The sequence below is a fragment of the Kribbella hippodromi genome (genome assembly GCF_039531045.1).
Classification (GTDB): Bacteria; Actinomycetota; Actinomycetes; order Propionibacteriales; family Kribbellaceae; genus Kribbella; species Kribbella hippodromi.
This window is the reverse complement of the sequence record NZ_BAAAPH010000013.1, coordinates 149,453-173,470: the sequence shown is the minus strand read 5'-3', so window position 1 is coordinate 173,470 and position 24,018 is coordinate 149,453. Positions and strand designations below refer to the sequence as shown.

The following is a 24,018-nucleotide window of genomic DNA, read 5'->3' as shown; positions in this document are numbered from 1 at the left end:
AATCACCGGGTGAACTTCAGATCCTTCACCGTTGCCGACAGCACGACCGCGTTGTCCTGCACGTTCACCGAGGTCAGCTGCGCGCCGAACGGCAACTCCGGCAGGCTGATGCCCCGGGCGAGCAGGTTCTTCAGCGCGTTCTGCAGCGCCGACGGGACACCGGTCGCCGACTCGTCGACGGCGAGCGCGATCTGGCCCTTCTGGATCTGCGGTACGACCGGCACGTCGATGTTGACGCCCTGGATCGCCGCCTTCGCGTGCAGCTTGCCGCCGACCACCTCCGTCGTCAGCCCGGCCAGCCCCGGCGTGCTGTGGACCGCCAGCCGGCCGATCTCCCGCGGCGAGATCTTGACCTGCATGTCGGTCGTGCCGACGGTGACCGTGCCGGACTGCTGGAACAGCAGCGAGCGCGGTACGTGAACGTTGCTCATGTCGACCGTCAGGTTCTCGCCCGGGACCTTGGAGAAGGCCGGCTTCCCCATCGTCAGCGTGACCTTGGAGAAGTCCTGCTTGATCAGCTGCGGGATGAAGAACCCGTTGATCTTCACGGACGTGTCGGCGGAGCGTACGTCGTACTTGGCCGCCTCCTTCTGTGCCATCGAGGCGAGCTGGTTCTGCGCGACGACCGCGGCGACCTTGTCGACGACGAACGCGAGGATCGCGACCAGCACCACCGTCACGACGAGCCGGCGAAGCCACCGGCCCTGCCTGCTAGGACTCATTGCTGCCCTTCCCGATCATTTCCCTGAGCGCGTCGTCGGTGGACGTGGGTTTGAGGCCGAAAGCAACAGTCGCGGCGGTGGAGTCGACGACGAACGGACGCTGCCACTGGTACTGCATCTCCACCATCTCGCGCGCGGCCGGATCGACCAACCCGGCTAGCCGTAGTAGTGCGCCCGGAAGTGGCGCGACCCGCGCCGGCGGTGCTCCGGCCAGCTCAGCGGCCCGCGTGGCGAGCTGGCGTACGGAGAGCGGTGCCGGCGTCGGTACGTGCCAGGCACGGCCCCAGGAACTCTCGTCATCGGCAACCGCGATCAGCGTACGAGCGACATCGCCTACGTACGTCCAACTGTGCGGCGCATCCAATGCACCGGGCATCGCCCCGCGCTTGCCGGCGATCACCTTGGGCAGCACAGCCACACTGAACGGGGACACGGCACCCGTACCCAAGTAGTCCGACCCGCGTACTTCAGCAGTCCGGATCCGCCCGGCTTCATGCGCCGCAAGTGCATCGGTCCACACTCGCGCGCGTACTTGCCCTTTCACGGTGTTGGGCAGCATCGGCAGGTCTTCCCGCATCGGCCCGTCCACCGCGCCGTACCCGTACAGGTTCCCGGTGGTCACCAGCACCGCACCGGATGCTTCAGCCGCCGCAACCAGCGCCGCACCAAGAGGCGGCCACTCGGAAGTCCACTTGTTGTACGCGGGTCCCGCGCACGAGTAGATCGCCCGCGCGCCGTTGACGTACTCCGTCAACCCGGCCTTGGCATCCGCGGCGACCCGCTCGACTCCGTCCGGCCCACCACCAGACCGGGTGATGACCCGAACTTGTTCGCCCCGAGCAACCAGCAACCGAGCCAGTACGGACCCGACGGCCCCGGCCCCGACAACAACGTGCACGCCCGCTTCCCTTCCGGTACCGGCATCCCTGGTGGGCCGAAGCCCGCTCAGACGTTAGCCGACCGGCAGGTCGGACCGGTCGGGGCTGTGCCTGGAAGGGGCTTTGGCGCGAGTGACCTCGCGCCAAAGCTCTTTCGTGTACTCAGCGGTGGCGCGCCGGTGTCAGCGGGAACACCGGCAGGACCGTCCGCTTCCAGGTGAAGTTGGTGACTCCGGCGAACGACGCGTACCAGGCCACGGCCGCAGTCACCAGACCGAGCCAGCCGCCGACCTTCGTCATGGTCGGAGCGGTACCGAGCGCCCCGATCGTCAGGAACAGGAACGTCAGCGTCAGGAAGACGAAGACGCCCAGCACCGCACCACTGACCCGGGCCGCGGCCACCGTCATGTACGCGGTGAAGATCGTCCACGCCAGCAGGAACAACCCGGTCGCGGTCGCCGCGTTGGCACCGAGTCCGGGCAGGACGAACTTGACGTACGCGGCGAACGACAGCCAGAACGCCCCGAACGAACTGAAGGCCAGTGCCCCGAAGGTGTTGCCCTTCCGGAATTCCCACATGCCGGCCATGAACTGACCCAGCCCGCCGTAGAAGGCGGCGAGCGGCAGCACCACGGCTTCGAGCGTCGTGTTGCTGATCAGGTTCGCGTTGAACACGCTCAGGACGAAGGTCGTCATCGCGAATCCGGCCAGCCCCAACGGCGCCGGATCGGCGATGGTCACCCCCGTGTCGACCTGCTGCCGGAGCGGCGACTCGACCGCCGTCCCCGTGGTTTCGACGGGCGTACTCGTCGCTTCGAAAGCCGTACCCTTCTGTGTTTCTGACATCACAACTCCTTCTCGCGGACAACCGGCGACACGCCGACGCCATCCCTGTGTGACGTACTTCTCAGCGTAGTCCGATAATGCGAAAAGCCACCCGGCGATCGGGATCGATCAGACCGGAGTGGGGCGCGCGCAGCGCGGGCACATCTGAGCCGGGGCCGGCCACTTGCCGGCGCAGTACCGGCAGTAGTAGCGCCGCGCCCACCAGATGACGGCCAGCGCCGGCACCGTCGCGGTGAGTATCAGGCCGGCCGCCAGCACCGCCGGAACGGCGAACAGATCGCCGAGCGCAGCCAGCACGACGCCCAGCGCGACCAGCACCGACAGCACCAGCACCGCGTTGAGTGACGTCGGACCACCGGGCCGCATCCGCGCCAGCCGGTGATCGAGTTTCGGGTCTTCCGCCCGCAGAGCACGCTCGAGCGCGCCCAGTTTCTGTTGTTCGTCGTCGCTCAGCTTCACTGCGGTCTCCTAGTTGCTGCCCACCCACACCAGCGCCTGCCCCTGCGAGCAGAACGCGACTGATCTGGATGCTGTTCGTGCCCCCGGCAGGATTCGAACCTGCGACGCACGGTTTAGGAAACCGACGCTCTATCCCCTGAGCTACGGGGGCGCACGCGGGGACAGCTTAGCGGAGGTGGGTCAGCCGGTGAGGGCGGTGACTCCCAGGTGGCCGGTGATCGATTTGTAGCGCTCGGCGTACAGCGTGGTGCAGCGAGACGATGCGCAGCCGGCGCCGGCGAAGGTGATGCCGCGGATGGTGGCGGACGAAGAGCCGCGGCGGGAGTAGAGCGGGCCGCCCGAGTCGCCGCCGATGATGGCTACCTGGCCGCCGCGGGTGGCGCGGATGACGTACGTCGTGCAGCCCTCGTTGTCGCAGTACTTGGCCGACGTGGACCGAACGGTGAGGCCGCAAAGGGACGTACTGAAGCTGCCGGACTGGCAGACCACTGTGCCGACGCCGGGGTCGCCGCCGCCGGTGACCGTGCGGGTGTCAGCAGAGTCGCCGGGGCCGTCGGTCCAGATCTTCGGGCCGTACGCGCTGCCCGTGATCAGGGACTGGTCGTAGTCCGGGTAGTTCGTCCGGACCGTGGTGGTGCCGTAGTAGTTGGTCCCTGACTTCCAGACCGTGCCGGCCGGGCCGCAGTGCCCCGCGGTGACCGAACCACGTTGACCGTTCGAGCGGCGTACGACGGAGAAGCCGGCCGTACAGTTCTTCAGCGCGGAGGTGATCCGGGCACCGCCCCAGTGGCCGCCCTTCGGGGTGTCGCTGAGCCGGGACGTGCGTGCCAGCGACCCGGCGGTGAGCTGTACGCCGGACAGTCCGCGGAGCCCGGCCAGCGATGCGGGCGAGGTCGTGGCCTGGTCGTACTCGACGACGACGTTCTCGGTCAGCGGATCGAGGTCCGCGGCGAAGGTCGTCCGGTCGGCATCGGCTGACCACGAGCGGGCGCCGACCGCGTTCCAGGCGTCGGCGATCGACTGGGCCGAGCGGCAGCTGCGCTCGACCCGGACCATTTGCTTGCCGGCCGAGGGCAGATTGCGTGCCATCGCCGACTGGTACTTCTCGCTGTCCAGCTTCGCCGAGTCGACGACGACCTTGTATCCGCTGGTCGCGGAGCCGACCACGCCGATGATGCCCTGGCTCAGCCCGTAAGGGAGTCCGGATTTCGGCCGGCCGGCGGCGTCCAGCGGTTCCAGCGAGTCGACCGCGGCCGAGATGCCGTCGCCGATCGACTCACCGAGTGGCCGGGCGTCGGACTTCGAGGTCGGCTGCGACAGCCGCTGCGCGTCGGCCGAGCTGGCGCTCGGCTGCGCGTGCGAACAGGCCGCGGCAGCGGTCACCGCACCCGACGAGGGTGCGGTGAGGGCAACCGCGAAGAGTGATGCTGAGCCGAGCGTGATCAGCGGGACGGTAACAGAGAGTCGCACGTGGCTCCCCACATCGGTGGACCTGGCCCTTAGATCGTCCGGTCAGGACTCCGCTCCGTCAAGTCTTGATCACCGTCCGCAAGCAATTTCGACTACCGTGCGCGAGCGTAACTCGCAAGTCGGCGCCCGTCGGCGGCGAAGAACTGCAGCGTGTCGCCGGACACCGCGATCCGCTTCGCGGCCTCCAGTACGCCCGTGTGCGGGACGTTGTCGCAGCCGATCATGTGCTGCGGTCCGGACGTCGCACTGAACACACCGCGCTGGCCGATTGTGTACGTACCCTGCAGGCCGTTGCAGCCGTCCGAACCACCCCACGTCCCGTCCGGGCGGAGGATCAGCACCGGATCTTCCGGCCGGGGCACCTTCAGCGCCTTCACGCCGGCCATCTGCAGCGGGCGCCACGTGCCGGAGACGGTTTGAGCCGTCGGTGGCTCCGGCGTCGGCGTCGCCGCGGTGGAGGCCGGTGCGGCCAGGACCGGTGGTTGCGCGGGCTTGCCGTGCGAACCGGCCAGGCCGAAGCCGGCCACGACCACTGCCGCCACGGCCACCGCGGCCGCTCCGGAGATCAGCCAGGTCCGGCGCTGGGCACGCCGCGCGCCGGTGGTGGCGCGCTCGGTCAGCGTGGTGGCCGGCGGTACCGAGGCCGCGGCGCGTTCGAACGTACCGCGCAAGTCATCCTCGAGATCGGTGTTGCTCACGACAACCTCTCATCGACGCGATGGGACTCTCTGGTTTTCCGCAGTGCCGCGAGCGCACGGCTCGCGGTCGCCCGTACGGAGGAGGGCTTGATGCCGAGCACGTCGGCGATCGTCTGGTCGTCCAGGTCCTGGTAATAGCGCAGCACCAGGACGACCCGTTCCCGGGCGGTCAGCGTGGCCAGCGCCCGCCAGAGGTGGTCGGAGTTCGCGATGCCGGTGGCGTGGTCGGGCACCGTGCGCTGTGGGTCGACCTCGGCCGTCGGAGCCTCGGTGTACGAGCGTCTGCGCGTCATCGACAGGAACTCGTTCACCAGGATCCGCCGGACGTAGTGATGCGGATCGTCCGCGCTGCGCACCTTCCGCCAGGACCGGAAGGCCTGCATCAACGCGATCTGGGCCAGGTCCTCCGCCCGCTGGTAGTCGCCGGAGACGGTGAACCCGAGCCGCACCAGTTCCTGTCCACGGGCGGATACGTATTCCTCGAACTCCACTCGCCACTCCCTGGCCGGCCGTACAACTCCTCACATCTATTAAGACGCATCGAGTCGCGCGGCTGATGCAGCCGTTCGTACACAGTTGGATCTCGCGACCGGAATCCCGGGGCGCCCTGGGGCGAGCCGGTGCGTCAGGCCGCAGCCTGCCCTGCGGAGGGGCCTCGGAAAGGGTCCGCAGGGCAGGCGCGGGTCACCCCGCTCCGGACGGCTTCGGGGTGCACGTCCGGGCGCGGGGGGTCAGCGGAGGCCGAGCGACTTGGTCAGCTCGGCCGTCACCTGACGTGGTGCCGGCAACGTGCCAGGCTTGCCCTGGCCCTCCAGGGAGGTCGCCACCAGGCGGTGGCAACCGAAGGATTCGGCGGTGAAGGACAGCACGCCGCGGTCGTTGTCGGTGAACCGCAGGACGTACGTGGGGCCGAGCTCCTTGGTGCAGATGCTCGGCTTCTTCGCGACCGGCTTGGCCGCGTTGACCAGGGCGAACAGGTCGGTCGCCGGCTTGCCGTTGCGCTTGCTGGTGACGGTCGCGTAGTCCTGCCCGGTCGCCTGCGCGTCGAACTGGCAGATCGTCACGCTGACCGGGTGGAACGCGGACGTGGCGACGCCCTGCCCCCAGATCACTTTGTCGGTGGCGGTGCGGACGGCCGTGATGGTCTCGGGGCAGTCCATGCTCGGCGTACCGCTGGGGGTGGGCGACAGGCTGGGGGTGGTCGGGGTGTCCGTGGGCTGGGCGGCGGGCGGGGACGAGGCGTTCTCGGTGCCGCAGGCGGCGGCGAATCCGAGTACGGCCACGACGAGCGTCGCACCGATCAGGCCCCGGGTCCGTAATGCACTCACGACTCGGTCCTTCCGGGTTGGCAAGGTCCACCATGATGCTCGAACGGGGTCACGCCGCGCGTGCCAGAACATCACGGCAGCGCGTCTATCCGGTCACGCCGCCCGATCGAGCGGCAACCGAGGCACACCTGTAACCCGCACGCACTGGCCGCCCGAGGACGCTCTTGGGGCTGCCGTTGTCCCCGTGGCGCTTTACGATGCTGTGTCGTGGGCCGGAAGAAAGACGCTGCCGCCGCCGCGCAGCGCGAACGTGAGGAATGGCAGCTCGGCGTCGACTGGGCGCGCTGGCTGCTGGCCGGCAACGCACCCGCCGAGCTCACCATGTACGGGCTGGTGCTCGATCCGGGCGAGACCGCCTACATCCAGACCAACGCCCAGTACGCCCGGTTGTACGGCGGAAACGGGCGCTACACGCAGAGCGGCGGGTTCTTCTTCGGCAAACCGGCGATGGTGGTCGGGATGATGGCCGCTACCGCCGCGGTGAACGCGAGCCGGAAGTCGGCCGCCAAGCGGGACATGCAGCAGTCGTGGCGCGACGTACAGGAACTCCCGGTGGTGGCGACGAACTTCCGGCTGCTCTGCCATGTCCCGGCGAAGGGCTGGATGAGCTTCTACTACAGCGCCGTCCAGGAGTTCTACCCCGATCCGGCGAACTGGACGATCACCTTGGGCTTCCAGAACGCGGTCCCGCTCCGGCTGTCCGGTCTGGCCACGCCGACGCTGTCCGTACTGACCTCCTGGTGTGTGCTCGGAAACAATCGCTGGTACGGCGAGCCCGGGATCGCGCCGCTGGTCCGGGAGGCCGCCGGATCACAGCTGCAGGGCGGGTCCGGAGCCCCGATCGAGGGTGAGATCGTGCAAGGCGAGATCGGTCCGGGTACGCCGCGGCGACTCGGTAACCTGGAACCATGACGAGCCCGTACGAAGACGACGAGCCGCTGCTGCCGGAACAGACCCGCGACGACGACCCACGGACCTGGGGCGACAACGACTTCGGCAGCGACGACGACGACCGCATCCTGAACGAGGTGCCCCCACACCACGGCGGCTGACGGACACACTGTTTCTTTTTCCTCGATGACCAACCGGCGAACGGTCGCCGGCCGGTGTGAGTCGTTGGGGCCTCCAATGGATGGACACGGGTTCGGGTAGCGGTTTCGCCTGTACCGGCGGAGAATGCGTCGCATCAGCGGTAGACGATCGTGAGGTTCGTCGACTGAGGGGGAGACGTGGAACTTCGGGGATTTTCCGAAGGGTACGGCGGCCGGGTGGCGAGCTGGGCCGTGGACGCCAAGGAAGTGGCGTTGCTGTCGGGGCGAGTGGAGTACCCGTTCCCGGCGGAGCTGCGGACCACCTGGCGGACGGCTGACGCGGACATCCACTCCTATCTGCTGTTCGACGGGGAACGGCCGGTCGGGTACGGCGAGGTGTGGCTGGACGACGTGGAGGACGAGGTCGAACTGGCCCGGATCATCGTGGACCCGGAGGTGCGCGGTCGTGGGATCGGCGCCGAACTGGTCCGGGCACTGCTCGGACCGGCCCTGGACGCCGGGTACGCGGAGGTGTTCCTGCGGGTCGTACCGGAGAACGCGGCGGCGATCCGTGCCTACCACCAGAACGGCTTCGTCGACGTTCCCGCCGGGCTGATGGAGGAGTGGAACGACGGCCAACCGGTGCCGTACTGCTGGATGCGGTACGACGGCGAGCAGGTGGATGCCGGCGAGCTCAGGGGCTGAGTGAACGGCTGAGGAAAGTACACCCACCTACTGCAACGACGAACTGCGGTTGCCTCGAACTACTGCTGTGACGAGCTGGTGGTGCGACGAGCCAGTGGTGTGACGAGCTGATGGTGTGACGAGCTGGTGGTGTGACGAGCTGTCAGGGGCGGGGGTCGGTGTTCGCGGCGCGCAGGAGGTCGCGGATTTCGGTGAGCAGCTCCTGATCGGCGGTCAGCGGGGCCGGCTCCGGCTCCTGGCCGCGCTTGCGCCGCTCGGCCAGCTTGTTCAGCGGCATCACGATGAAGAAGTAGACGGCCGCCGCGACGAACAGGAAGTTCAGCGCCGCCTGCAGGATCAAGCCGAGGTGGAACTCCGCACCGTTGAGCTTGAAGTGCCCGACGCCACTGATGTCCGCCTTGCCGAAGATCGCCGCGATCAACGGGTTGATCAGGTTCTCCACCAGCGCGGTCACGATCGCGCCGAACGCCGCGCCGATGACGACAGCGACCGCGAGATCGATGACGTTGCCGCGCATCACGAATTCCTTGAAGCCCTTGAGCATGTGGTGCCTCCACGAAGCGGGTGGGATGTACCCGGACAAGGTAGGACCACAGGCCTGCCGGAGCGAGGGACCGCGCCGCGCGCCGGCGCATCGTCGCGCACTATTTCCAGGGATCGGGCCGAGCCGGCGGAGCTGATGACGTCCGGGCCTAGCTCGTGTCGGGGGTCAGCGCCACGGTGATGCGAGAGTTCGCACTGGCCTGGGCCAGTTTGGTCGCGATCTCCGAGGTCGTCGCGACCACGATCAGCGCGCCGGTGGTGACCGATCGCGGCGCCGGCAGGGCGATCACGGGCACGGACCGCGCGATCAGTCCTGCAGTGTCTCTCGTGGTGCTGGTCGCCGCGTACAAGTTCAGGTGGTCGCCGACGCGAAGCAGAGCACTGATCTCGGCATCATCGACCCGAAACGGGTACGCGAGTGAGCCGGGCGGGATCGCGGGTGGACCCAAGAATCGTGCGTCGGTCAGTGGTTCGCCGGCCCGGACCGGCCCGCTCAGCACACGGGCGCTGAGGTCTGTGCCGGGTCTGAGGGCGCCGGCCGGCACGGCAGCCGACGGTAGGCCGAGGGTCCGCAGGTCGCCAACGGCAGGCACTACGCCGCCGGCGAGGTCGCGCGCGGCGGCCAGCACCGGGATCGTCGGTGGAGGCGCGGGGGAGAGGGTGAGAAGGCCGAAGTACACAGCGGCCGCGGCGGCGACGCCGGCCAGCAGCCGACGGTGCCACCGAGCGGCCCGGATCAGGTCACGGATCAGGTCACGGCGCGGGTCACGAAGCAGGGAAGGGATCATGCCGGAGAAGATACGATTTTCGCCGGCATCGGCAGTTCAGTTATCCACAGGGGCAGGCGGTCCCCGATCTCAGCGCGTCAGGCCGCGCTGGTCCCTGAGGACGAGGAACTGCCGGAAGACGAGCTGCCCGACGAGCTCTTCGCGGCCGTCGACGAAGACGAAGAAGACGACGAGGAGTCCGAGGACGAGGAGCCGGACGACGACGAGCCCGACGAACCGGAGCTGGACGATTCGGACTTCGCCGGGACCGAACTCTTACCGGACGAGCGGCTGTCGGTCCGGTAGAACCCGGAGCCCTTGAACACCACGCCGACGGCGTTGAACACCTTGCGCAGGCTGCCCTCGCAGTTCGGGCACACGGTCAGCGCGTCGTCCGTGAAGCTCTGGCGCACCTCGAGCGCTTCGCCACAGTCGGTGCACTGGTATTGGTACGTCGGCACGGTCGGTTCCCTTCAAGCCGCTGGCACTCCTACTACCCGACTGCTAATAATGCGCCAGCGGCCCGAAGTATTCCAACTCAGCCCTGCCGGCGGACCGTAAAGTTCCAGCAACCGGCCACCACGTTCCGCACCTGAACGGTGTCCACCGCCGGGTCCTCGAACAGTCGTTTGAGTTCCACCTCGCCGGTCCCGGGATCCGCGACCACGCCGTCCAGCATCTGGCCATCGGCGTCGTACGGCCGCAGCGCCGCGCGCCGGTCCCGGAAGTCGATCGGGAAGCTGCCGGCGTCCGGTGCGGCGCAGTCCGCCGTGTGGATGAACACCGGCCCCACCTCGGCGTACGGTCCGCCGGCCGTCATCGGGCGGTACGCGACCAAGGCGATGTTCTCGCCGGCGCCCGCGATCGTCAGGCAGCAGCGCAGCGGCTCGCCGCCTCCGGACCGGCGCGGAACGACAGCGTTTCCGGAGTCGTCATGCCGGTTACAGCGAATCCGGTCCAGTGTGGAACTCTGAACTCCCTCATACCTCAACTCAGCGTTCATGTCGATGGAACGCAGAGCAACGCAAAGTTGTGAGGCACCCCATTTGGGGCACGGGGCGGGATTCTCTACGGTTGGGTCCGTGCGTCGCCTGCTTCGAGCCCTCATCATCAGCGGAATCGTCCTCACCACGGTCCTCCTGGTGATCGCCGGGACCGTCGTCTTCGTCGTCCGCCACTCGTTCCCGACCTACGACGGGACGATCGACCTGGAAGGACTGGACGGTGACGTAAGCGTCGTCCGGGACGCCAACGGCATCCCGCAGATCTACGCCGACACCCCGGCCGACCTGTTCGCCGCGCAGGGCTACGTGCACGCGCAGGACCGGTTCTTCGAGATGGACTTCCGCCGGCACGTCACGTCCGGCCGGTTGAGCGAGCTGTTCGGCAAGAGCGCGCTCGAGACCGACAAGTTCGTCCGTACGCTCGGCTGGCGCCGGGTCGCGGAGCAGGAGCTGCCGCTGCTCAGCCCGACCACCCGGCAGTACCTGGACGACTACGCCCGCGGCGTGAACGCGTACCTGTCGAAGCACAACGGCTCCGGGCTGAGTCTCGAGTACGCCGTCCTGTCGGTGCAGCCCGGTGGCCCGAAGAACTACACGCCGGAGCCGTGGACAGCGGCCGACTCGCTGGCCTGGCTGAAGGCGATGGCCTGGGACCTCGGCGGCAACCTGGACGAGGAGATCACCCGGACCAAGCTGCTGGCGGCGTTCCCGAAGCGCAACATCGAGAGCTTGTACCCGCAGTACCCGTACGAGCGGAACCAGCCGATCATGCCGACCGGTTCGGTCGGCAAGGACGGCAAGTTCACCGCGGCGCCGGCCAGCGCCGAGGTACGCCGCGGCATGCTCACCCAGGACCTGCTGAAGTCGCTGGACTCGGTGCAGAAGGTCGCCAAGGGCCTGCCCGAGCTGCTCGGCCAGGGCGACGGCGTCGGCTCGAACTCGTGGGTCGTCTCCGGTGACCACACCACCACCGGCAAGCCGCTGCTGGCCAACGACCCGCACCTGGGCGCCACCATGCCCGGGATCTGGACGCAGGTCGGCCTGCACTGCAAGAGCGTCAGCAAGAGCTGTCCGTTCGACGTCTCCGGCTTCAGCTTCTCCGGTCTGCCCGGTGTGGTGATCGGCCACAACAACGCGATCTCGTGGGGCTTCACGAACCTCGACCCCGACGTCCAGGACCTGTACCTGGAGCGGATCGAGGGCAACAACGCGCTCTACAACAACAAGTGGCGCCCGATGGTCACCCGCGAGGAGACGTTCAAGGTGGCCGGCCAGAGCGACCCGGTGAAGATCACCGTCCGGGAGACACGGCACGGTCCGCTGATCTCGGATGTCGGCGACGACGAGCGGAAAGTCGGCGAACAGGCCGCGTCCGACGCCAAGTACCCGAAGGCGTACGGCGTGGCGCTGCAGTGGACCGCGCTGAACCCAGGGAAGACCGCTGACGCGCTGTTCGCGATCAACATCGCGCAGAACTGGACCCAGTTCCGCGCCGCCGCGAAGCAGTTCCAGGTCCCCTCGCAGAACCTCGTCTACGCCGACACCGACGGCCACATCGGGTACCAGGCTCCCGGTCTGATCCCGATCCGTTCGGTCGGCCGCGGCGACTGGCCCGTACCCGGCTGGGATCCGAAGTACTACTGGAAGGGCTACATACCCTTCGATGCGCTACCGACGGAGTTCGATCCACCGGACGGCATCATCGTCACCGCGAACCAGGCAGTGGTGCCGCGGACGTACACCTACTACCTGACGAACTCCTGGGACTACGGCTACCGCTCGCAGCAGATCCTCGACCGGATCAAGGCCGCCGGGAAGCTGGATGTGAACGCGATGGCGTCGATCCAGCTGGACACCAAGAACAAGGCCGCCGAGATGCTGGTGCCGTATCTGCTCCGGATCAGCATCGACGACGCGTTCGACCGCCAGGGCCAGGACATCCTGCGGAACTGGGACTTCACCCAGCCGCCGGACTCCGCGCCCGCGGCGTACTTCAACGTGGTCTGGCGGAACCTGCTCGCGCTGACGTTCCACGACCAGCTCCCGGAGGGCACCTGGCCGGACGGTGGTTCCCGCTGGTTCGAGGTGATCCACACGCTGCTCGCCCAGCCGAACAGTGGCTGGTGGGACGACATCCGTACGCCGCAGCGGGAGAGCCGGGACGACATCCTGCGCGAGGCACTGATCAACGCGCGGACCGAGATCACCCAGAAGATGGCCCGCGAGCCGTCCAACTGGCAGTGGGGCCGGCTGCACAAGCTCACACTCACCAACCAGACCCTGGGCAAGTCCGGGGTCGGTGTGGTCGAGAAGATGTTCAACCGCGGCCCGTACGAGCTCGGCGGCGGTACTTCGATCGTCGACGCCACCGCCTGGGACGCGTCCGAGGGGTACGGCGTGACCGCGACACCTTCGATGCGGATGGTCGTCGACCTGTCGGACTTCGACCAGTCCCGCTGGGTGAACCTGACCGGTGTGTCCGGCCATGCCTACTCGTCCAACTACACAGACCAGACGGACCTGTGGGTCAAGGGCGAGACACTCCCATGGGCGTACACGAAGGGCGCAGTCGAAGCCACCCGCAAGCACACCCTGACCTTCACCAAACCCGGCAGCTGAGCCGAGTACATACCTCTACGGGACCGCGGGCTCAGTCATGCCCCGATCTTTGCAGCGGGATCAACCGGTTTGGCGTCAGCGCCGCGTCGACTGGCTGGTCGTGCATGTCGAAGGGGAGCGTCTCTACCACCTCCGTGTCGTACACAGCGGCCCAGATCGGCGTACCAGGTCGCGTCCGGGCCAGCGCGCGGTCGTACGAGCCACCACCGCGCCCCAGCCGGACGCCGCCTTCGCGGGCGACAGCCAGGGCGGGGCAGATGACCAAATCGGCAGTAGCGATCGCGTCGGAGCCCAGATCGGTCGGTGGCTCCGACAGCCCGAGCCGCCCGGGTACCAGGTCGGCCGCACCCGGTGCGACGCCCCAACCGAGGTCGTTGTCGGCGTAGAGGATCGGGAGCAGTACCTCGTGGTGTGTGGCGAGCAGCCAGTCGATCAGCGCACCGGTCTGCGGCTCCGGTCCCATGGACACGTAGAGCGCGACCCGGTACACGTCCGGCAGCACCTGTTGGGCGCTCGCCAGCAGTCCCTCGGAGCGGGCCCGCCGGGCTCGCGCATCGAGAAACTGCTGCCGCGCCGCGGCCTTCGTCAAGTACACAGACCGATCGTATGAGCGTGACGCGGGCAACAACGGGATTACCGTCTGTCCCCTAGGGTTGGTGCATGGGTGAGGTGGGTCTCAGACAAGCGCAGGAGAAGATGCGAGCGGCCGGTGCCGCCGACGTAGCGATACGCGTCTTCACGCACTACTACCGGTTGCTCGAGTCAGGACAGCAGGGCAAGATCCGCGAGGCGGACATCGAGCCTGTCGGCGACCTGCCGCATCTGGAGCACCTGGACACCGATCCGGACGCGCTCCAAGCCGCGCTGGCCGAGACCGCGGTGATCAAGCTCAACGGCGGCCTCGGCACGTCGATGGGCGTCACCGGCCCGAAGTCGGCCCTGCCGGTCAAGGACGGCCTGAGTTTCCTGGACATCATCGCCCGCCAGATCCTGAGCACCCGGCGCGCGTACGACGTACGCCTGCCCTTGGTGCTGATGAACTCGTTCCGGACCAAGACCGAGTCGCTGCAGATCCTGAGCGAGTACGAGGGGCTGGCGATCGACGGCCTGCCACTCAGCTTCCAGCAGAACATGGAGCCGAAGCTGCTCGCCGACGACCTGACGCCGGCCGAGTGGGAGCCGGACCCGGAGCTCGCCTGGTGCCCGCCCGGCCACGGCGACCTGTTCACCGCGCTGGTCGCCTCCGGCACGCTGGACGCGCTCCGCGAGCACGGCTTCCGGCACGCGTTCATCTCGAACGCCGACAACCTCGGCGCGACTCCCGATCCGCGGATCGCGGCGTGGATGGCGGAACATTCCGTACCGTTCGGGATGGAGGTCTGCCGGCGCACCCGCTCCGACCGGAAGGGCGGCCATGTCGCGGTCCGGAAGTCCGACGGCCGGCTGATCCTGCGGGACAGCGCGCAGGTCGCGGACGACGAGACCGCGTATTTCCAGGACATCACCCGGCACAAGATGTTCAACACCAACAACCTGTGGATCGACCTGGACCGGCTGGCCGAGCTGATGGCCGGGCACGACGGCATCCTCGGCCTGCCGATCATCGTGAACCGCAAGACGGTCGACCCGGCCGACCCGGCCTCGCCGAAGGTGATCCAGCTGGAGACCGGGATGGGGACCGCGATCGAGACCTTCGAGGGATCGCAGGCGGTGATCGTCGACCGCAGCCGGTTCAAGCCGGTGAAGACGACGAACGACCTGCTGGTGCTGCGGTCGGACGTGTACGAGCTGGACGAGGCCGGTGACCTGACCACGACGCACCAGGGTGACGAGCCGTACGTCGACCTGGACCCGGAGTACTTCAAGATTCTGGCCGACTTCGACGCCCGGTTCGCGGCCGGGCCGCCGTCGCTGGTCCGGGCCGACCGGCTCGAGGTCCGCGGCGACGTTGCCTTCGGCAAGGACGTGGTGGTGGTCGGGGACGTCGAAGTGGCCGCGCCGGACGGCGAGCGCCGGGTGATCCCGGACGGGACCGAGCTCAGCTGAACACACACCGCAGCACCGAGGACGAGCTGCTGATCCGGCCGTTGGAGCCGGCTGACACCGGGGAGGCCGCCGCGGTCTGGTGGCGCTCCCGGCACGCCGACGGCTCCCAGCTGCCGCCGGCGATCCACACCGCCGAGCAGGTCGCCACCTGGTTCGCCGACGTGCTGCTGCCGGACGGACAGACCTGGGTCGCGCTCGACGACGACCGGATCGTCGCGGTCCTCACCCTGGACGGTGACGACCTCGACCAGCTGTACGTCGCCCCGGAGGCGGCCGGCCGCGGCATCGGCTCGACGCTGGTCGACCTCGCCAAGGACCTCCGCCCCGGCGGTCTCGCCCTCTGGACCTTCCAGACCAACCTCCGCGCCCAGGCCTTCTACCGCTCCCACGGCTTCCACGAGGTGGACCGCACCGACGGAACCAGCAACGAGGAGCACGCTCCGGACGTCCGGATGGTGTGGGGAAGCCCTAACGACAGGAGGTAGTACTCCGAGGCGGCACCGGCGGGCAATGCGTGAGCGTGCGGTCGGCCCGACGTGGCAACTACCTCCTGTCGTTAGGACGGATTAGGGTCGGGTCGTGAGACGGAGTGTGGATGAACATCTGGAGGTTGTGCTCGGGAGAGTGACGGCGTTGCCGGCGTTCGACCAGCCCTTGATGGACGCGGTCGGGCTGATGCTCTGTGAGGACATCGTCTCCGGCGTGAGCCTGCCGGGTTTCGACAACTCGGCGATGGACGGGTACGCGGTCCAGGCCCGTGACCTGGCCGATGCCTCGGACGAGAACCCGATCCCGCTGCCGGTGGTCGGGGAGTTCCGGGCCGGGCGCAGCGAGCCGATCGTGGTCACCCCGGGGACCTGCGTACGGATCATGACCGGTGCGCCGATGCCCCGTGGCGCGGACAGTGTGGTTCCGGTCGAGTGGACCGACGGCGGGACAGTGACCGTACGGATCACCAAGCAGCCGCCGGTCGGTGGCTCGGTCCGGCGCGCCGGCGAGGACGTGACGTCCGGTACGCAAGTACTGGACCGGGACACCGTGCTGGGCCCGAGGCAGATCGCCGTACTGGCCGCAGTCGGCCGGGCGCGAGTGAAGGCCAGGCCGCGGCCGCGGGTGGTGGTGATCTCGACCGGTGCGGAGCTGCGCGAGCCGGGCAGCCGCCTGGGCGACGGGCAGATCTATGACTCGAACAGCTACACCCTGGCCGCGTGCGCCCGGGACGCCGGTGCGGTGGCGTACCGCGTCGGCATCGTCGACGACGACCCCAAACGGATCATGGACACCCTGTCCGACCAGTTGGTGCGGGCGGACCTGGTGATCACCACCGGCGGCGTCAGCATGGGCGCGTACGACATCGTCAAGGAGGAGCTGTCCAAGCTCGGCACCGTGGACTTCCCACAGGTCGCGATGCAGCCGGGTAAGCCGCAGGGGTTCGGGGTGATCGGTGAGGACGAGGTACCGATCTTCACACTGCCCGGCAACCCAGTGTCGGCGTACGTGTCCTTCGAGGTGTTCGTCCGGCCCGCACTGCGCAAGCTGATGGGTCAGATGCCGTACCGGCGCGCCCTGGTACCGGGGGTGACGCTGGACGGGTTCAGTTCGCCCGCTGGACGGCGGCAGTACGTCCGCGCCACGGCCACGGCAGGCGATGAGGGCTGGATGGCCAGTACAGTCGGCGGGCACGGCTCACACCTGCTCGGCGGGCTGAGCCGGTCGAACGCACTGATCGTGGTGCCCGAGGACGTGACAGCGGTCCGGGCCGGCGATCAGGTCGAGCTGATGCTGCTGGACGAGGAGACCGGATGACTGAAGGCCCTGCGCGGTTGACCCACGTCGACGAGACCGGGGCAGCTCGGATGGTCGACGTGTCCGCCAAGGACGTGGGCGTACGACGTGCTGTTGCCACCGGCAAGGTTCTGGTATCGGCCGAGGTGGTGACAGCGCTCCGCGGCGACGGCGTACCCAAAGGCGATGCACTGGGGGTCGCCCGGATCGCCGGGATCATGGGAGCGAAGCGGACGCCCGACCTGGTGCCGCTGTGCCATCCGATCGCCATCACCGGTGCCAAGGTCGACCTGGAGGTGGCGGATGACGCAGTACTCATCCAGGCCCAGGTGAAGACGACTGACCGGACCGGTGTCGAGATGGAGGCGCTGACCGCCGTTGCGGTGGCCGGCCTGGCTGTCATCGACATGGTGAAAGCACTGGACCCGGCTGCCGTGCTGACCGACGTACGCGTCGAACTCAAAGAAGGCGGTAAGACCGGGCACTGGGAGCGGCCGTGAGAGCTCTCGTCGTCAGCGTGTCGAACCGCGCAGCCGCTGGCGTGTACACCGACACCACCGGTCCACTGATCGCCTCGCGGTTGGCGGAGTGGGGCTTTGAGGTATCAGGACCTCAGGTAGTACCGGACGGCGAGCCAGTAGGGGATGCGCTGCGAGAGGCGATCGAAGCGGCGTACGACGTGGTGCTGACCACAGGTGGTACCGGGATCTCTCCAACTGACGAAACGCCAGAGCAGACAGCAGATGTACTCACGAAAGAGCTGCCTGGTGTCGCGGAGGCGATCCGGGCGTACGGCGTGGCCAACGGCGTACCCACTGCCTCACTGTCCCGCGGGCTGGCCGGAGTGGCACGTACGACTGTCATCGTCAACCTCCCTGGTTCACGCGGCGGCGTCAAGGACGGTCTGGCCGTACTGGAGCCGCTGCTGCGACATGCGGTCGAGCAAGTACACGGGGGCGATCACGTACGGACGGACACCGACTGATGGCGATGGTGCACTGGCCGGTGGAGCTGCAGCACGGCCAGGTGGGGCTGCGCCCGCTACGAGCCGGTGACGGCAGCGAATGGGCCGCGGCGCGCCAGCGGAACGTCAGCTGGCTACGGCCCTGGGACGCCACCCAGCCACCCGGTGCGGACGACGGTGCGCGCACCTTCCGCGCCATGGCACGCGACTGGAACCGGCAAGCACGCTATGGACGGATGCTGCCGTTCGTCATCACCTACGGCGGTGCGGCCGGCGCGGGCGTACGCTCCAAGTGGCCACTGGTCGGACAGCTCACGGTCTCCGGCATCACGTACGGCTCCGCGCGCTGGGCCAACCTCGGCTACTGGGTCGACGAGCAGTACGCCGGCCGCGGGATCGTGCCGACAGCCGTCGCGATGGCCGCCGACCACTGCTGGTTCACCCTCGGCCTGCACCGGATCGAAGTCGCGATCCGCCCCGAAAACAAGGCAAGTCTGCGCGTCGTCGAGAAGCTCGGCTTCCGGTACGAAGGCGAACGGCCGAGGTTCCTGCACATCGACGGCGACTGGCGCGACCACCGCATCTTCGCGCTCAACCTCGAAGAGGTCGGACCCGGTCTCGTATCCCGACTGACCTGACTACGCTGCGTACTGGTCACATCAGTCACACGAGTCTTCTTGCGACACACCGTCTCACGTACCCCATCTGGCCCCCGCCGCGCCTTAGCGTCGTCGCATGGGGACGACAGGCTTGATCTACGTGGCGATCGTCGCCGCCTGGGCCGCCTATCTCGTCCCGATGTGGCTGAAGCGCGGCGACGAGGCGCGGCGGCAGCCGGTGTCGTCCGCCGCCGACGCGCGCGTCCTGTCCCGCGACCCGTCCCGGCCCCGGTACGTCGTCCGCCCGGCCGGAGCCACCACCGCCGACGAGGACTCGCCGCCACCCAAGCGGTACATCCCGAACCGGGCCCGCCGGGTGGCCGCGATGCGCCGCCGGCGGGTGCTGTCGATCCTGACCCTTTCCCTGCTGTCCGTCGTCGCCCTCGCCGGACTCGCGATCCTGCCCTGGTTGTCCGTTGCGGTACCGGCGACGCTGATCGCCGGGTTCGTCGTACTCACCCGGGTGCAGCTGCGCCGGCAGGCCCGTACCCGGATCGAAGCCGCGGCCGAACGGCGTACCCGTGAACAGGCCCGGCACGACCGCGGCCCGGCCGGCAAGCCCGCGCCGTCGCCCGACGAGGAAATGACCATCGAGGTCAAACTCCCCGCCGAACCCGCGCCCGTCGTCGAAAAGAAGCCGGTCGAGACGCCGTCCGAAGGACTCTGGGACCCGGTACCGGTGACGCTGCCGACGTACGTCATGAAAGAAAAAGCACCGGACCGAACCGTCCGCACCATCTCCCTCACCGACGACGAAGTCTTCTCCAGCGCCCGCACCAGCGACCCCGCACAGAAGCCCGTCGTCGCCGAACCAGCCAAGCCCGAAGAACCGGAAGTGAAGCGCGCCGTTGGAGACTGATATCCGGTTTTAGACTCAGGCACTCAACGTGTTAGAGTCTCCCGGTCGCCAGGGAAACCGAAGCGACCAGCCTGGGGCTGTGGCGCAGTTGGTAGCGCGCTTCGTTCGCAACGAAGAGGCCAGGGGTTCGAATCCCCTCAGCTCCACGAAGGCGATGGGCGAGGTGTGTCACGCAGTTACCTGCGTTGACCGCCTCGCCTTCGTCATTTGTGCGGCTGCGCTCCGCTTGCCGCAAGTGGGGGCTCCGCCACCCACACCCCCTTGCGCCTTCGCTGCGCTCGGCTCCTGTGGCTGGGTTGCGCGGTTGGCTCACCGGCGGTGGCTAGGTTCTGCGGTTGGGTTGGGCCTTCGCTTCGCTCGGCTGTTGGGGCTGGGCTTGGCGGTTAGGTCACCGGCGGGGTCGGGTTCGCGGCTCGGTGGGTGATTGCTTTGGGCAACTGTTAGGGGCGGATGGCGGTTAGGACCAGGTTTAGGGTGGTGTTTACCTGGGTGGTGGTTACGGGGGCGGTGTGGAGGAGTAGGCGGTAGTAGACGGGGCCGTAGAGGAGTTCTACTACGGTGGGGAGGTCTACTTCGGGGCGGATTTCGCCTGCGTGCTGGGCCTTGGTGAGGCGGTCTATGCAGAGTTGGACTCGGGGGCGGATCAAGGCCTTGAGCAGGGCTTCGGAGATGGTGGGGTCGCTTTGGGCGGCGGCTATCAGGCCCTTGGTGTAGGCGGCGAAGAGGGGATCTGTGACGGTGCGGACCAGGGCGTGCAGTTGGGTGTGCAGGTCGGCTGCCAGGTCGCCGGTGTCGGGGAATTCCAGGGTGTTGGCGGCGCGCTCCTCGATTGCTTCGAGGAGGATCGCGGCCTTGGACGGCCACCAGCGGTAGAGGGTTTGTTTGCCGACGCCGGCGCTCTTGGCGATGCCCTCCATGGTGAGGCCCGCGTAGGTGTCGGTGCGGCAGAGTTCCAGGGCCGCGTCGAGGATGGCGCGGCGGGCGCGTTCGCTGCGGCGGTCGGGGTTCGGGGTCACCATTAGACCAGTGTACGAGACGAGACGTTGTGTCTTGACAGTGACCCTAGGCGAGACTTAGCGTCTCGCGATGAGACGAGACGTCTCGTCATAGCCCACTAGAGGGGAACCCCAATGTCCGAAGCCTCGGTACGCCGGTACGCCGGCCTCTTCGGGATGATCGCCAGCGCCTTCATCGTCGTGCAGGTGCCGCTGTACTTCCTCTATCCCGGCGCCCCGCCGGATTGGGACATCCTGACCCGCAGCCTGATCGGGATCGTCGGCTGCGTGTTCTACATCCTGTTCTTCACCGGACTGCGCCAGCTGATCCATCAGGTCGACCTCGCCTCGGACTGGATCGCGGGCGTGATCCAGGCGGCCGGCCTGCTCTGGGTGGCGATGGTGTTCGTCCCGCAGTCGATGGAGGCCGGGGCCGCGATCTCGGTCGACCACGACATCGACACCACCAAGGAAGGCCCGTTCGCGGCGGCGCAGTACCTGATGCAGGGCCTGATCTCGCGCCTGCTGATGGCGCTGTTCCTGATCGCGCTCGGCATCGTCGTCACCCGGCTCCGGCTGCTGCCGAAGTGGGTCGGCTGGTCCGCGTTCGTGCTGGCCGCGATCAACCTCGCGTTCGTCCCGGCGATCTACTCCAACGACGACCCGTCGAACTTCTACGCGGTCCAGGGCTGGGGCACGACCGCCAGCATGGGCGCGCTGTGGAGCCTCTGGCTGCTGGCCGTCAGCATCAGCACCTTCCGCAGCGCCCGGCGGGTGGTCACGCCAACCAGCCGGGCCACCGTGAACGCCTAGTACACACCTCCAGCACTAAGACACGCGTCAGCTAATCTTGACTCATTCCAGAAAACGCGGAAGACTTCGGGACGTGCCGACGGTCGATGAGCTCCAGGGGTTGTTGCGTGCGGCGGCGTTGCGGGTGACCCGGCCGCGGCTGGCAGTGCTGGCCGCGGTGTACGGGTTCCCGCACGCGGACACCGACTCGATTATCGGTGCCGTACGCAACGACCTGCCGGAGGTGTCGCACCAGGCCGTGTACGACTCGCTGCACACCTTGACGGCGGCGGGCCTGGTGCGGCGGATCCAGCCGCTGGGGTCGGTGGCGCGGTACGAGTCGCGGGTGGGTGACAACCATCACCACGCCGTCTGCCGGACCTGTGGCGCGATCGCCGATGTCGACTGTGCGGTCGGGCACGCGCCCTGCCTGACCGCGTCCGAGGATCACGGTTTCGTCATCGACGAGGCCGAGGTCATCTACTGGGGACAGTGCGCCGACTGCTCACGCCGTACCTGAACTCGCAGCAGCATCTCGAAGTAGCAAACGTCCAGTGCTGGAAGGAATTCGATGTCCGAGAACCATGAGCCACTGCCCGGCGAGGCCTCCGCGGAAAGCCGCGGTACCGAGTCCGGTGGCTGCCCGGTGAACCACGGTCAGGGCGTACACCCGACCAGCGGAAACGCCAACCGTGAATGGTGGCCGAACCAGCTCAACCTGAAGATCCTGGCCAAGAACCCGGCCGTCTCGAACCCGCTCGGCGCGGACTTCGACTACGCCGCCGAGTTCAAGACGCTGGACCTGGCCGCGGTCAAGGCCGACATCGCCGAGGTGCTGACCACGTCCCAGGACTGGTGGCCGGCCGACTTCGGCAACTACGGCCCGCTGATGATCCGGATGGCCTGGCACAGCGCCGGCACGTACCGGATCAACGACGGCCGCGGCGGCGCCGGGGCCGGGCAGCAGCGGTTCGCGCCGCTGAACAGCTGGCCGGACAACGGCAACCTGGACAAGGCCCGCCGGCTGCTCTGGCCGGTGAAGAAGAAGTACGGCCAGAAGATCTCCTGGGCCGACCTGCTGATCCTCACCGGCAACGTCGCGCTGGAGACGATGGGCTTCAAGACCTTCGGGTTCGCCGGCGGCCGGGAGGACGTCTGGGAGCCGGAGACCGACGTGTACTGGGGACCGGAAACCACCTGGCTGGACGACCAGCGCTATTCCGGCGACCGCGACCTGCAGCGTCCGCTCGGTGCGGTCCAGATGGGCCTGATCTACGTGAACCCGGAAGGCCCGAACGGCAACCCGGACCCGGTCGCCGCGGCCCGCGACATCCGCGAGACGTTCGGCCGGATGGCGATGAACGACGAGGAGACCGTCGCGCTGATCGCCGGTGGCCACACCTTCGGCAAGACCCACGGTGCCGGCCCGGCGGAGAACGTCGGCGCGGAGCCCGAGGGGGCGCCGATCGAGCAGCAGGGCCTGGGCTGGAAGAGCACGTACGGCACCGGCAAGGGCAAGGACGCGATCACCAGCGGCCTCGAGGTCACCTGGACCACCAGGCCGACCCAGTGGACGAACGAGTTCTGGGAGATCCTGTTCGGCTACGAGTGGGAGCTGAGCAAGAGCCCGGCCGGCGCCAACCAGTGGGTGGCGAAGAACGCCGAGGCGATCATCCCGGACGCGCACGGTGGCGCGAACAAGCTGCCGACGATGCTGACCACCGACCTGGCGCTGCGGTTCGACCCGATCTACGAGCCGATCTCGCGCCGGTTCAAGGACAACCCGGACGAGTTCGCGGACGCGTTCGCCCGGGCCTGGTTCAAGCTGACGCACCGTGACATGGGTCCGGTCGCCCGGTACCTCGGTCCGGAGGTTCCGAGCGAGGTGCTGATCTGGCAGGACCCGCTGCCGGCCGTCGACCACGAGCTGATCGGCGACGCGGACGTGACCGCGCTGAAGGCGGCGATCGCGGCCTCCGGCCTGTCGGTGGCGCAGCTGGTCTCGACCGCGTGGGCGTCGGCCTCGACGTTCCGCGGTAGCGACAAGCGTGGTGGCGCCAACGGTGCGCGGATTCGCCTGCAGCCGCAGGCCGGCTGGGAGGTCAACAACCCGGACGAGCTGGCGCAGGTGCTGCGGACGCTCGAGGGCATCCAGCAGTCGTTCGGGAAGCCGGTGTCGCTGGCCGACCTGATCGTCCTCGCCGGTGGTGTCGGGGTGGAGATCGCCGCGAAGAACGCCGGCCACGACATCGTCGTACCGTTCACGCCGGGCCGGACGGACGCGACCGCGGAGCAGACGGACGCCGACTCGTTCGCCGCGCTCGAGCCGGCGGCGGACGGGTTCCGCAACTACTCCGGCAAGGGCAACCAGCTCCCGGCCGAGTACCTGCTGCTGGACCGCGCCAACCTGCTCACCCTGAGCGCGCCGGAGCTGACCGTCCTGATCGGCGGCCTGCGCGTCCTGGGTGCGAACTGGGACGGTTCGAAGCACGGCGTACTGACCGACAACCCGGGCACGCTGACGAACGACTTCTTCGTCAACCTGCTCGACCTCGGCACCGAGTGGCACGCGGCCGACGACAGCCAGGAGACCTTCGAGGCGACCGTCGACGGCAAGGTCAAGTGGACCGGTACCCGCGCCGACCTGGTCTTCGGCTCGAACTCCGAGCTCCGGGCCGTGGCCGAGGTGTACGCGACCGACGACGCCGCGCCGAAGTTCGTGACCGACTTCGTCGCTGCCTGGCACAAGGTGATGGAGCTCGACCGCTTCGACCTCCGCTGATCCACCCACTGAACTGGCTCCCGCGCGGTTTCGCGGGAGCCAGTTCGGCATTTCGGCAGGAGGTGT

Annotated in this window: 28 protein-coding genes and 2 tRNA genes; 15 read left to right on the top strand and 15 right to left on the bottom strand. The window is 68.2% G+C overall.

The window, feature by feature from the left end:
• Positions 1-2: 2 nt before the first annotated feature.
• The 9 genes from ABD260_RS21220 to ABD260_RS21180 form a co-directional block, all read right to left on the bottom strand.
• Positions 3-722, bottom strand: a complete 720-nt coding sequence (locus ABD260_RS21220) for an LmeA family phospholipid-binding protein (protein ID WP_344235472.1) — start codon at positions 720-722, stop codon at positions 3-5.
• Positions 712-1,620 (bottom strand): NAD-dependent epimerase/dehydratase family protein, encoded by a 909-nt coding sequence (locus ABD260_RS21215; protein ID WP_344235470.1) that lies wholly within the window; start codon positions 1,618-1,620, stop codon positions 712-714. Before ABD260_RS21215 ends, ABD260_RS21220 begins: the two co-directional genes overlap by 11 nt.
• A gap of 142 nt (positions 1,621-1,762) precedes the next feature.
• Entirely contained in the window at positions 1,763-2,446 is a 684-nt protein-coding gene (locus ABD260_RS21210; protein ID WP_344235468.1) for an acetate uptake transporter, read from the bottom strand.
• 108 nt (positions 2,447-2,554) lie between these two features.
• A complete protein-coding gene (locus tag ABD260_RS21205; RefSeq protein ID WP_344235466.1) occupies positions 2,555-2,905 on the bottom strand; it encodes a DUF3040 domain-containing protein in 351 nt (116 codons plus the stop codon).
• Between the two features lie 78 nt (positions 2,906-2,983).
• Positions 2,984-3,056 (bottom strand) — tRNA-Arg (locus ABD260_RS21200).
• Between the two features lie 29 nt (positions 3,057-3,085).
• Positions 3,086-4,375: a S1 family peptidase gene (locus tag ABD260_RS21195; RefSeq protein ID WP_344235464.1), complete on the bottom strand. Its 1,290-nt coding sequence runs from the start codon at positions 4,373-4,375 to the stop codon at positions 3,086-3,088.
• Positions 4,376-4,467: 92 nt separating this feature from the next.
• Positions 4,468-5,073, bottom strand: coding sequence for an META domain-containing protein (locus ABD260_RS21190; protein ID WP_344235462.1), 606 nt, complete (start codon positions 5,071-5,073; stop codon positions 4,468-4,470).
• Positions 5,070-5,564, bottom strand: a complete 495-nt coding sequence (locus ABD260_RS21185; protein ID WP_344235460.1) for a SigE family RNA polymerase sigma factor — start codon at positions 5,562-5,564, stop codon at positions 5,070-5,072. Before ABD260_RS21185 ends, ABD260_RS21190 begins: the two co-directional genes overlap by 4 nt.
• A 240-nt stretch (positions 5,565-5,804) precedes the next feature.
• Positions 5,805-6,401, bottom strand: a complete 597-nt coding sequence (locus tag ABD260_RS21180) for a hypothetical protein (protein WP_344235458.1) — start codon at positions 6,399-6,401, stop codon at positions 5,805-5,807.
• Between the two features lie 207 nt (positions 6,402-6,608).
• Between ABD260_RS21180 and ABD260_RS21175 the strand changes: the two genes are divergently transcribed.
• The 3 genes from ABD260_RS21175 to ABD260_RS21165 all read left to right on the top strand — a co-directional run bounded on the left by ABD260_RS21175 (position 6,609) and on the right by ABD260_RS21165 (position 8,137).
• Positions 6,609-7,313 (top strand): hypothetical protein, encoded by a 705-nt coding sequence (locus tag ABD260_RS21175; RefSeq protein WP_344235456.1) that lies wholly within the window; start codon positions 6,609-6,611, stop codon positions 7,311-7,313.
• A complete protein-coding gene (locus ABD260_RS21170) occupies positions 7,310-7,453 on the top strand; it encodes a hypothetical protein (protein ID WP_344235454.1) in 144 nt (47 codons plus the stop codon). The genes ABD260_RS21175 and ABD260_RS21170 overlap by 4 nt, the downstream gene beginning before the upstream one ends.
• 177 nt (positions 7,454-7,630) lie before the next feature.
• Positions 7,631-8,137 (top strand): GNAT family N-acetyltransferase, encoded by a 507-nt coding sequence (locus ABD260_RS21165; RefSeq protein WP_344235452.1) that lies wholly within the window; start codon positions 7,631-7,633, stop codon positions 8,135-8,137.
• 142 nt (positions 8,138-8,279) lie between these two features.
• Here ABD260_RS21165 and mscL read toward each other — a convergent pair whose 3' ends face one another.
• The 4 genes from mscL to ABD260_RS21145 form a co-directional block, all read right to left on the bottom strand.
• Entirely contained in the window at positions 8,280-8,681 is a 402-nt protein-coding gene (gene mscL / locus ABD260_RS21160) for a large conductance mechanosensitive channel protein MscL (protein ID WP_344235450.1), read from the bottom strand.
• Between the two features lie 148 nt (positions 8,682-8,829).
• Complete coding sequence (locus tag ABD260_RS21155) at positions 8,830-9,468, bottom strand: CpaB family protein (RefSeq protein WP_344235448.1); 639 nt, start codon at positions 9,466-9,468, stop codon at positions 8,830-8,832.
• A 77-nt stretch (positions 9,469-9,545) separates the two neighbouring features.
• Positions 9,546-9,908: an FmdB family zinc ribbon protein gene (locus ABD260_RS21150; RefSeq protein ID WP_344235446.1), complete on the bottom strand. Its 363-nt coding sequence runs from the start codon at positions 9,906-9,908 to the stop codon at positions 9,546-9,548.
• Between the two features lie 77 nt (positions 9,909-9,985).
• Positions 9,986-10,450 (bottom strand): DUF1203 domain-containing protein, encoded by a 465-nt coding sequence (locus ABD260_RS21145; protein WP_344235444.1) that lies wholly within the window; start codon positions 10,448-10,450, stop codon positions 9,986-9,988.
• A gap of 79 nt (positions 10,451-10,529) precedes the next feature.
• On the opposite strand from ABD260_RS21145, the gene ABD260_RS21140 reads away from it, so the two are divergent.
• On the top strand, positions 10,530-13,070 hold the full coding sequence (locus ABD260_RS21140; protein WP_344235442.1) for a penicillin acylase family protein: 2,541 nt from the start codon (positions 10,530-10,532) through the stop codon (positions 13,068-13,070).
• Positions 13,071-13,101: 31 nt separating this feature from the next.
• Here ABD260_RS21140 and ABD260_RS21135 read toward each other — a convergent pair whose 3' ends face one another.
• Positions 13,102-13,665 carry a 5-formyltetrahydrofolate cyclo-ligase gene (locus ABD260_RS21135; RefSeq protein WP_344235440.1) on the bottom strand — a complete coding sequence of 188 codons (564 nt, stop codon included), beginning with the start codon at positions 13,663-13,665 and terminating at the stop codon, positions 13,102-13,104.
• Positions 13,666-13,730: 65 nt separating this feature from the next.
• Between ABD260_RS21135 and ABD260_RS21130 the strand changes: the two genes are divergently transcribed.
• The 8 genes from ABD260_RS21130 (at position 13,731) to ABD260_RS21095 (ending at position 19,529) form a co-directional block, all read left to right on the top strand.
• On the top strand, positions 13,731-15,116 hold the full coding sequence (locus ABD260_RS21130) for a UTP--glucose-1-phosphate uridylyltransferase (protein WP_344235438.1): 1,386 nt from the start codon (positions 13,731-13,733) through the stop codon (positions 15,114-15,116).
• Positions 15,117-15,157: 41 nt separating this feature from the next.
• Complete coding sequence (locus ABD260_RS21125) at positions 15,158-15,601, top strand: GNAT family N-acetyltransferase (RefSeq protein ID WP_344235436.1); 444 nt, start codon at positions 15,158-15,160, stop codon at positions 15,599-15,601.
• 94 nt (positions 15,602-15,695) lie between these two features.
• On the top strand, positions 15,696-16,922 hold the full coding sequence (glp, locus tag ABD260_RS21120) for a molybdotransferase-like divisome protein Glp (RefSeq protein ID WP_344235434.1): 1,227 nt from the start codon (positions 15,696-15,698) through the stop codon (positions 16,920-16,922).
• Complete coding sequence (gene moaC / locus ABD260_RS21115) at positions 16,919-17,401, top strand: cyclic pyranopterin monophosphate synthase MoaC (protein WP_344235431.1); 483 nt, start codon at positions 16,919-16,921, stop codon at positions 17,399-17,401. The genes glp and moaC overlap by 4 nt, the downstream gene beginning before the upstream one ends.
• Entirely contained in the window at positions 17,398-17,886 is a 489-nt protein-coding gene (locus ABD260_RS21110; RefSeq protein ID WP_344235429.1) for a MogA/MoaB family molybdenum cofactor biosynthesis protein, read from the top strand. Before moaC ends, ABD260_RS21110 begins: the two co-directional genes overlap by 4 nt.
• A complete protein-coding gene (locus tag ABD260_RS21105; RefSeq protein WP_344235427.1) occupies positions 17,886-18,503 on the top strand; it encodes a GNAT family N-acetyltransferase in 618 nt (205 codons plus the stop codon). Before ABD260_RS21110 ends, ABD260_RS21105 begins: the two co-directional genes overlap by 1 nt.
• Positions 18,504-18,600: 97 nt before the next feature.
• A complete protein-coding gene (gene sepX, locus ABD260_RS21100) occupies positions 18,601-19,383 on the top strand; it encodes a divisome protein SepX/GlpR (protein ID WP_344235426.1) in 783 nt (260 codons plus the stop codon).
• A 73-nt stretch (positions 19,384-19,456) separates the two neighbouring features.
• A tRNA-Ala gene (locus ABD260_RS21095) sits at positions 19,457-19,529 on the top strand.
• Between the two features lie 294 nt (positions 19,530-19,823).
• Here the strand turns inward: ABD260_RS21095 and ABD260_RS21090 are convergent.
• On the bottom strand, positions 19,824-20,402 hold the full coding sequence (locus tag ABD260_RS21090; RefSeq protein WP_344235425.1) for a TetR/AcrR family transcriptional regulator: 579 nt from the start codon (positions 20,400-20,402) through the stop codon (positions 19,824-19,826).
• 111 nt (positions 20,403-20,513) lie between these two features.
• Between ABD260_RS21090 and ABD260_RS21085 the strand changes: the two genes are divergently transcribed.
• The 3 genes from ABD260_RS21085 to katG all read left to right on the top strand — a co-directional run bounded on the left by ABD260_RS21085 (position 20,514) and on the right by katG (position 23,952).
• Entirely contained in the window at positions 20,514-21,191 is a 678-nt protein-coding gene (locus ABD260_RS21085; protein ID WP_344235423.1) for a hypothetical protein, read from the top strand.
• A gap of 73 nt (positions 21,192-21,264) precedes the next feature.
• Positions 21,265-21,690, top strand: a complete 426-nt coding sequence (locus tag ABD260_RS21080) for a Fur family transcriptional regulator (protein WP_344235421.1) — start codon at positions 21,265-21,267, stop codon at positions 21,688-21,690.
• A gap of 51 nt (positions 21,691-21,741) precedes the next feature.
• Complete coding sequence (gene katG / locus ABD260_RS21075; protein WP_344235419.1) at positions 21,742-23,952, top strand: catalase/peroxidase HPI; 2,211 nt, start codon at positions 21,742-21,744, stop codon at positions 23,950-23,952.
• The last annotated feature ends 66 nt before the right edge of the window (positions 23,953-24,018 follow it).

What these genes read in the sequence shown, in the direction of transcription:
- ABD260_RS21220 (WP_344235472.1), bottom strand. Translation starts at nt 722, where the DNA reads ATGAGTCCTAGCAGGCAGGGCCGGTGGCTTCGCCGGCTCGTCGTGACG.
- ABD260_RS21210 (WP_344235468.1), bottom strand. Translation starts at nt 2,446, where the DNA reads ATGTCAGAAACACAGAAGGGTACGGCTTTCGAAGCGACGAGTACGCCC.
- ABD260_RS21170 (WP_344235454.1), top strand. Translation starts at nt 7,310, where the DNA reads ATGACGAGCCCGTACGAAGACGACGAGCCGCTGCTGCCGGAACAGACC.
- mscL (WP_344235450.1), bottom strand. Translation starts at nt 8,681, where the DNA reads ATGCTCAAGGGCTTCAAGGAATTCGTGATGCGCGGCAACGTCATCGAT.
- ABD260_RS21155 (WP_344235448.1), bottom strand. Translation starts at nt 9,468, where the DNA reads ATGATCCCTTCCCTGCTTCGTGACCCGCGCCGTGACCTGATCCGTGAC.
- ABD260_RS21145 (WP_344235444.1), bottom strand. Translation starts at nt 10,450, where the DNA reads ATGAACGCTGAGTTGAGGTATGAGGGAGTTCAGAGTTCCACACTGGAC.
- ABD260_RS21130 (WP_344235438.1), top strand. Translation starts at nt 13,731, where the DNA reads ATGGGTGAGGTGGGTCTCAGACAAGCGCAGGAGAAGATGCGAGCGGCC.
- moaC (WP_344235431.1), top strand. Translation starts at nt 16,919, where the DNA reads ATGACTGAAGGCCCTGCGCGGTTGACCCACGTCGACGAGACCGGGGCA.
- ABD260_RS21105 (WP_344235427.1), top strand. Translation starts at nt 17,886, where the DNA reads ATGGCGATGGTGCACTGGCCGGTGGAGCTGCAGCACGGCCAGGTGGGG.
- sepX (WP_344235426.1), top strand. Translation starts at nt 18,601, where the DNA reads ATGGGGACGACAGGCTTGATCTACGTGGCGATCGTCGCCGCCTGGGCC.
- ABD260_RS21090 (WP_344235425.1), bottom strand. Translation starts at nt 20,402, where the DNA reads ATGGTGACCCCGAACCCCGACCGCCGCAGCGAACGCGCCCGCCGCGCC.
- ABD260_RS21085 (WP_344235423.1), top strand. Translation starts at nt 20,514, where the DNA reads ATGTCCGAAGCCTCGGTACGCCGGTACGCCGGCCTCTTCGGGATGATC.
- katG (WP_344235419.1), top strand. Translation starts at nt 21,742, where the DNA reads ATGTCCGAGAACCATGAGCCACTGCCCGGCGAGGCCTCCGCGGAAAGC.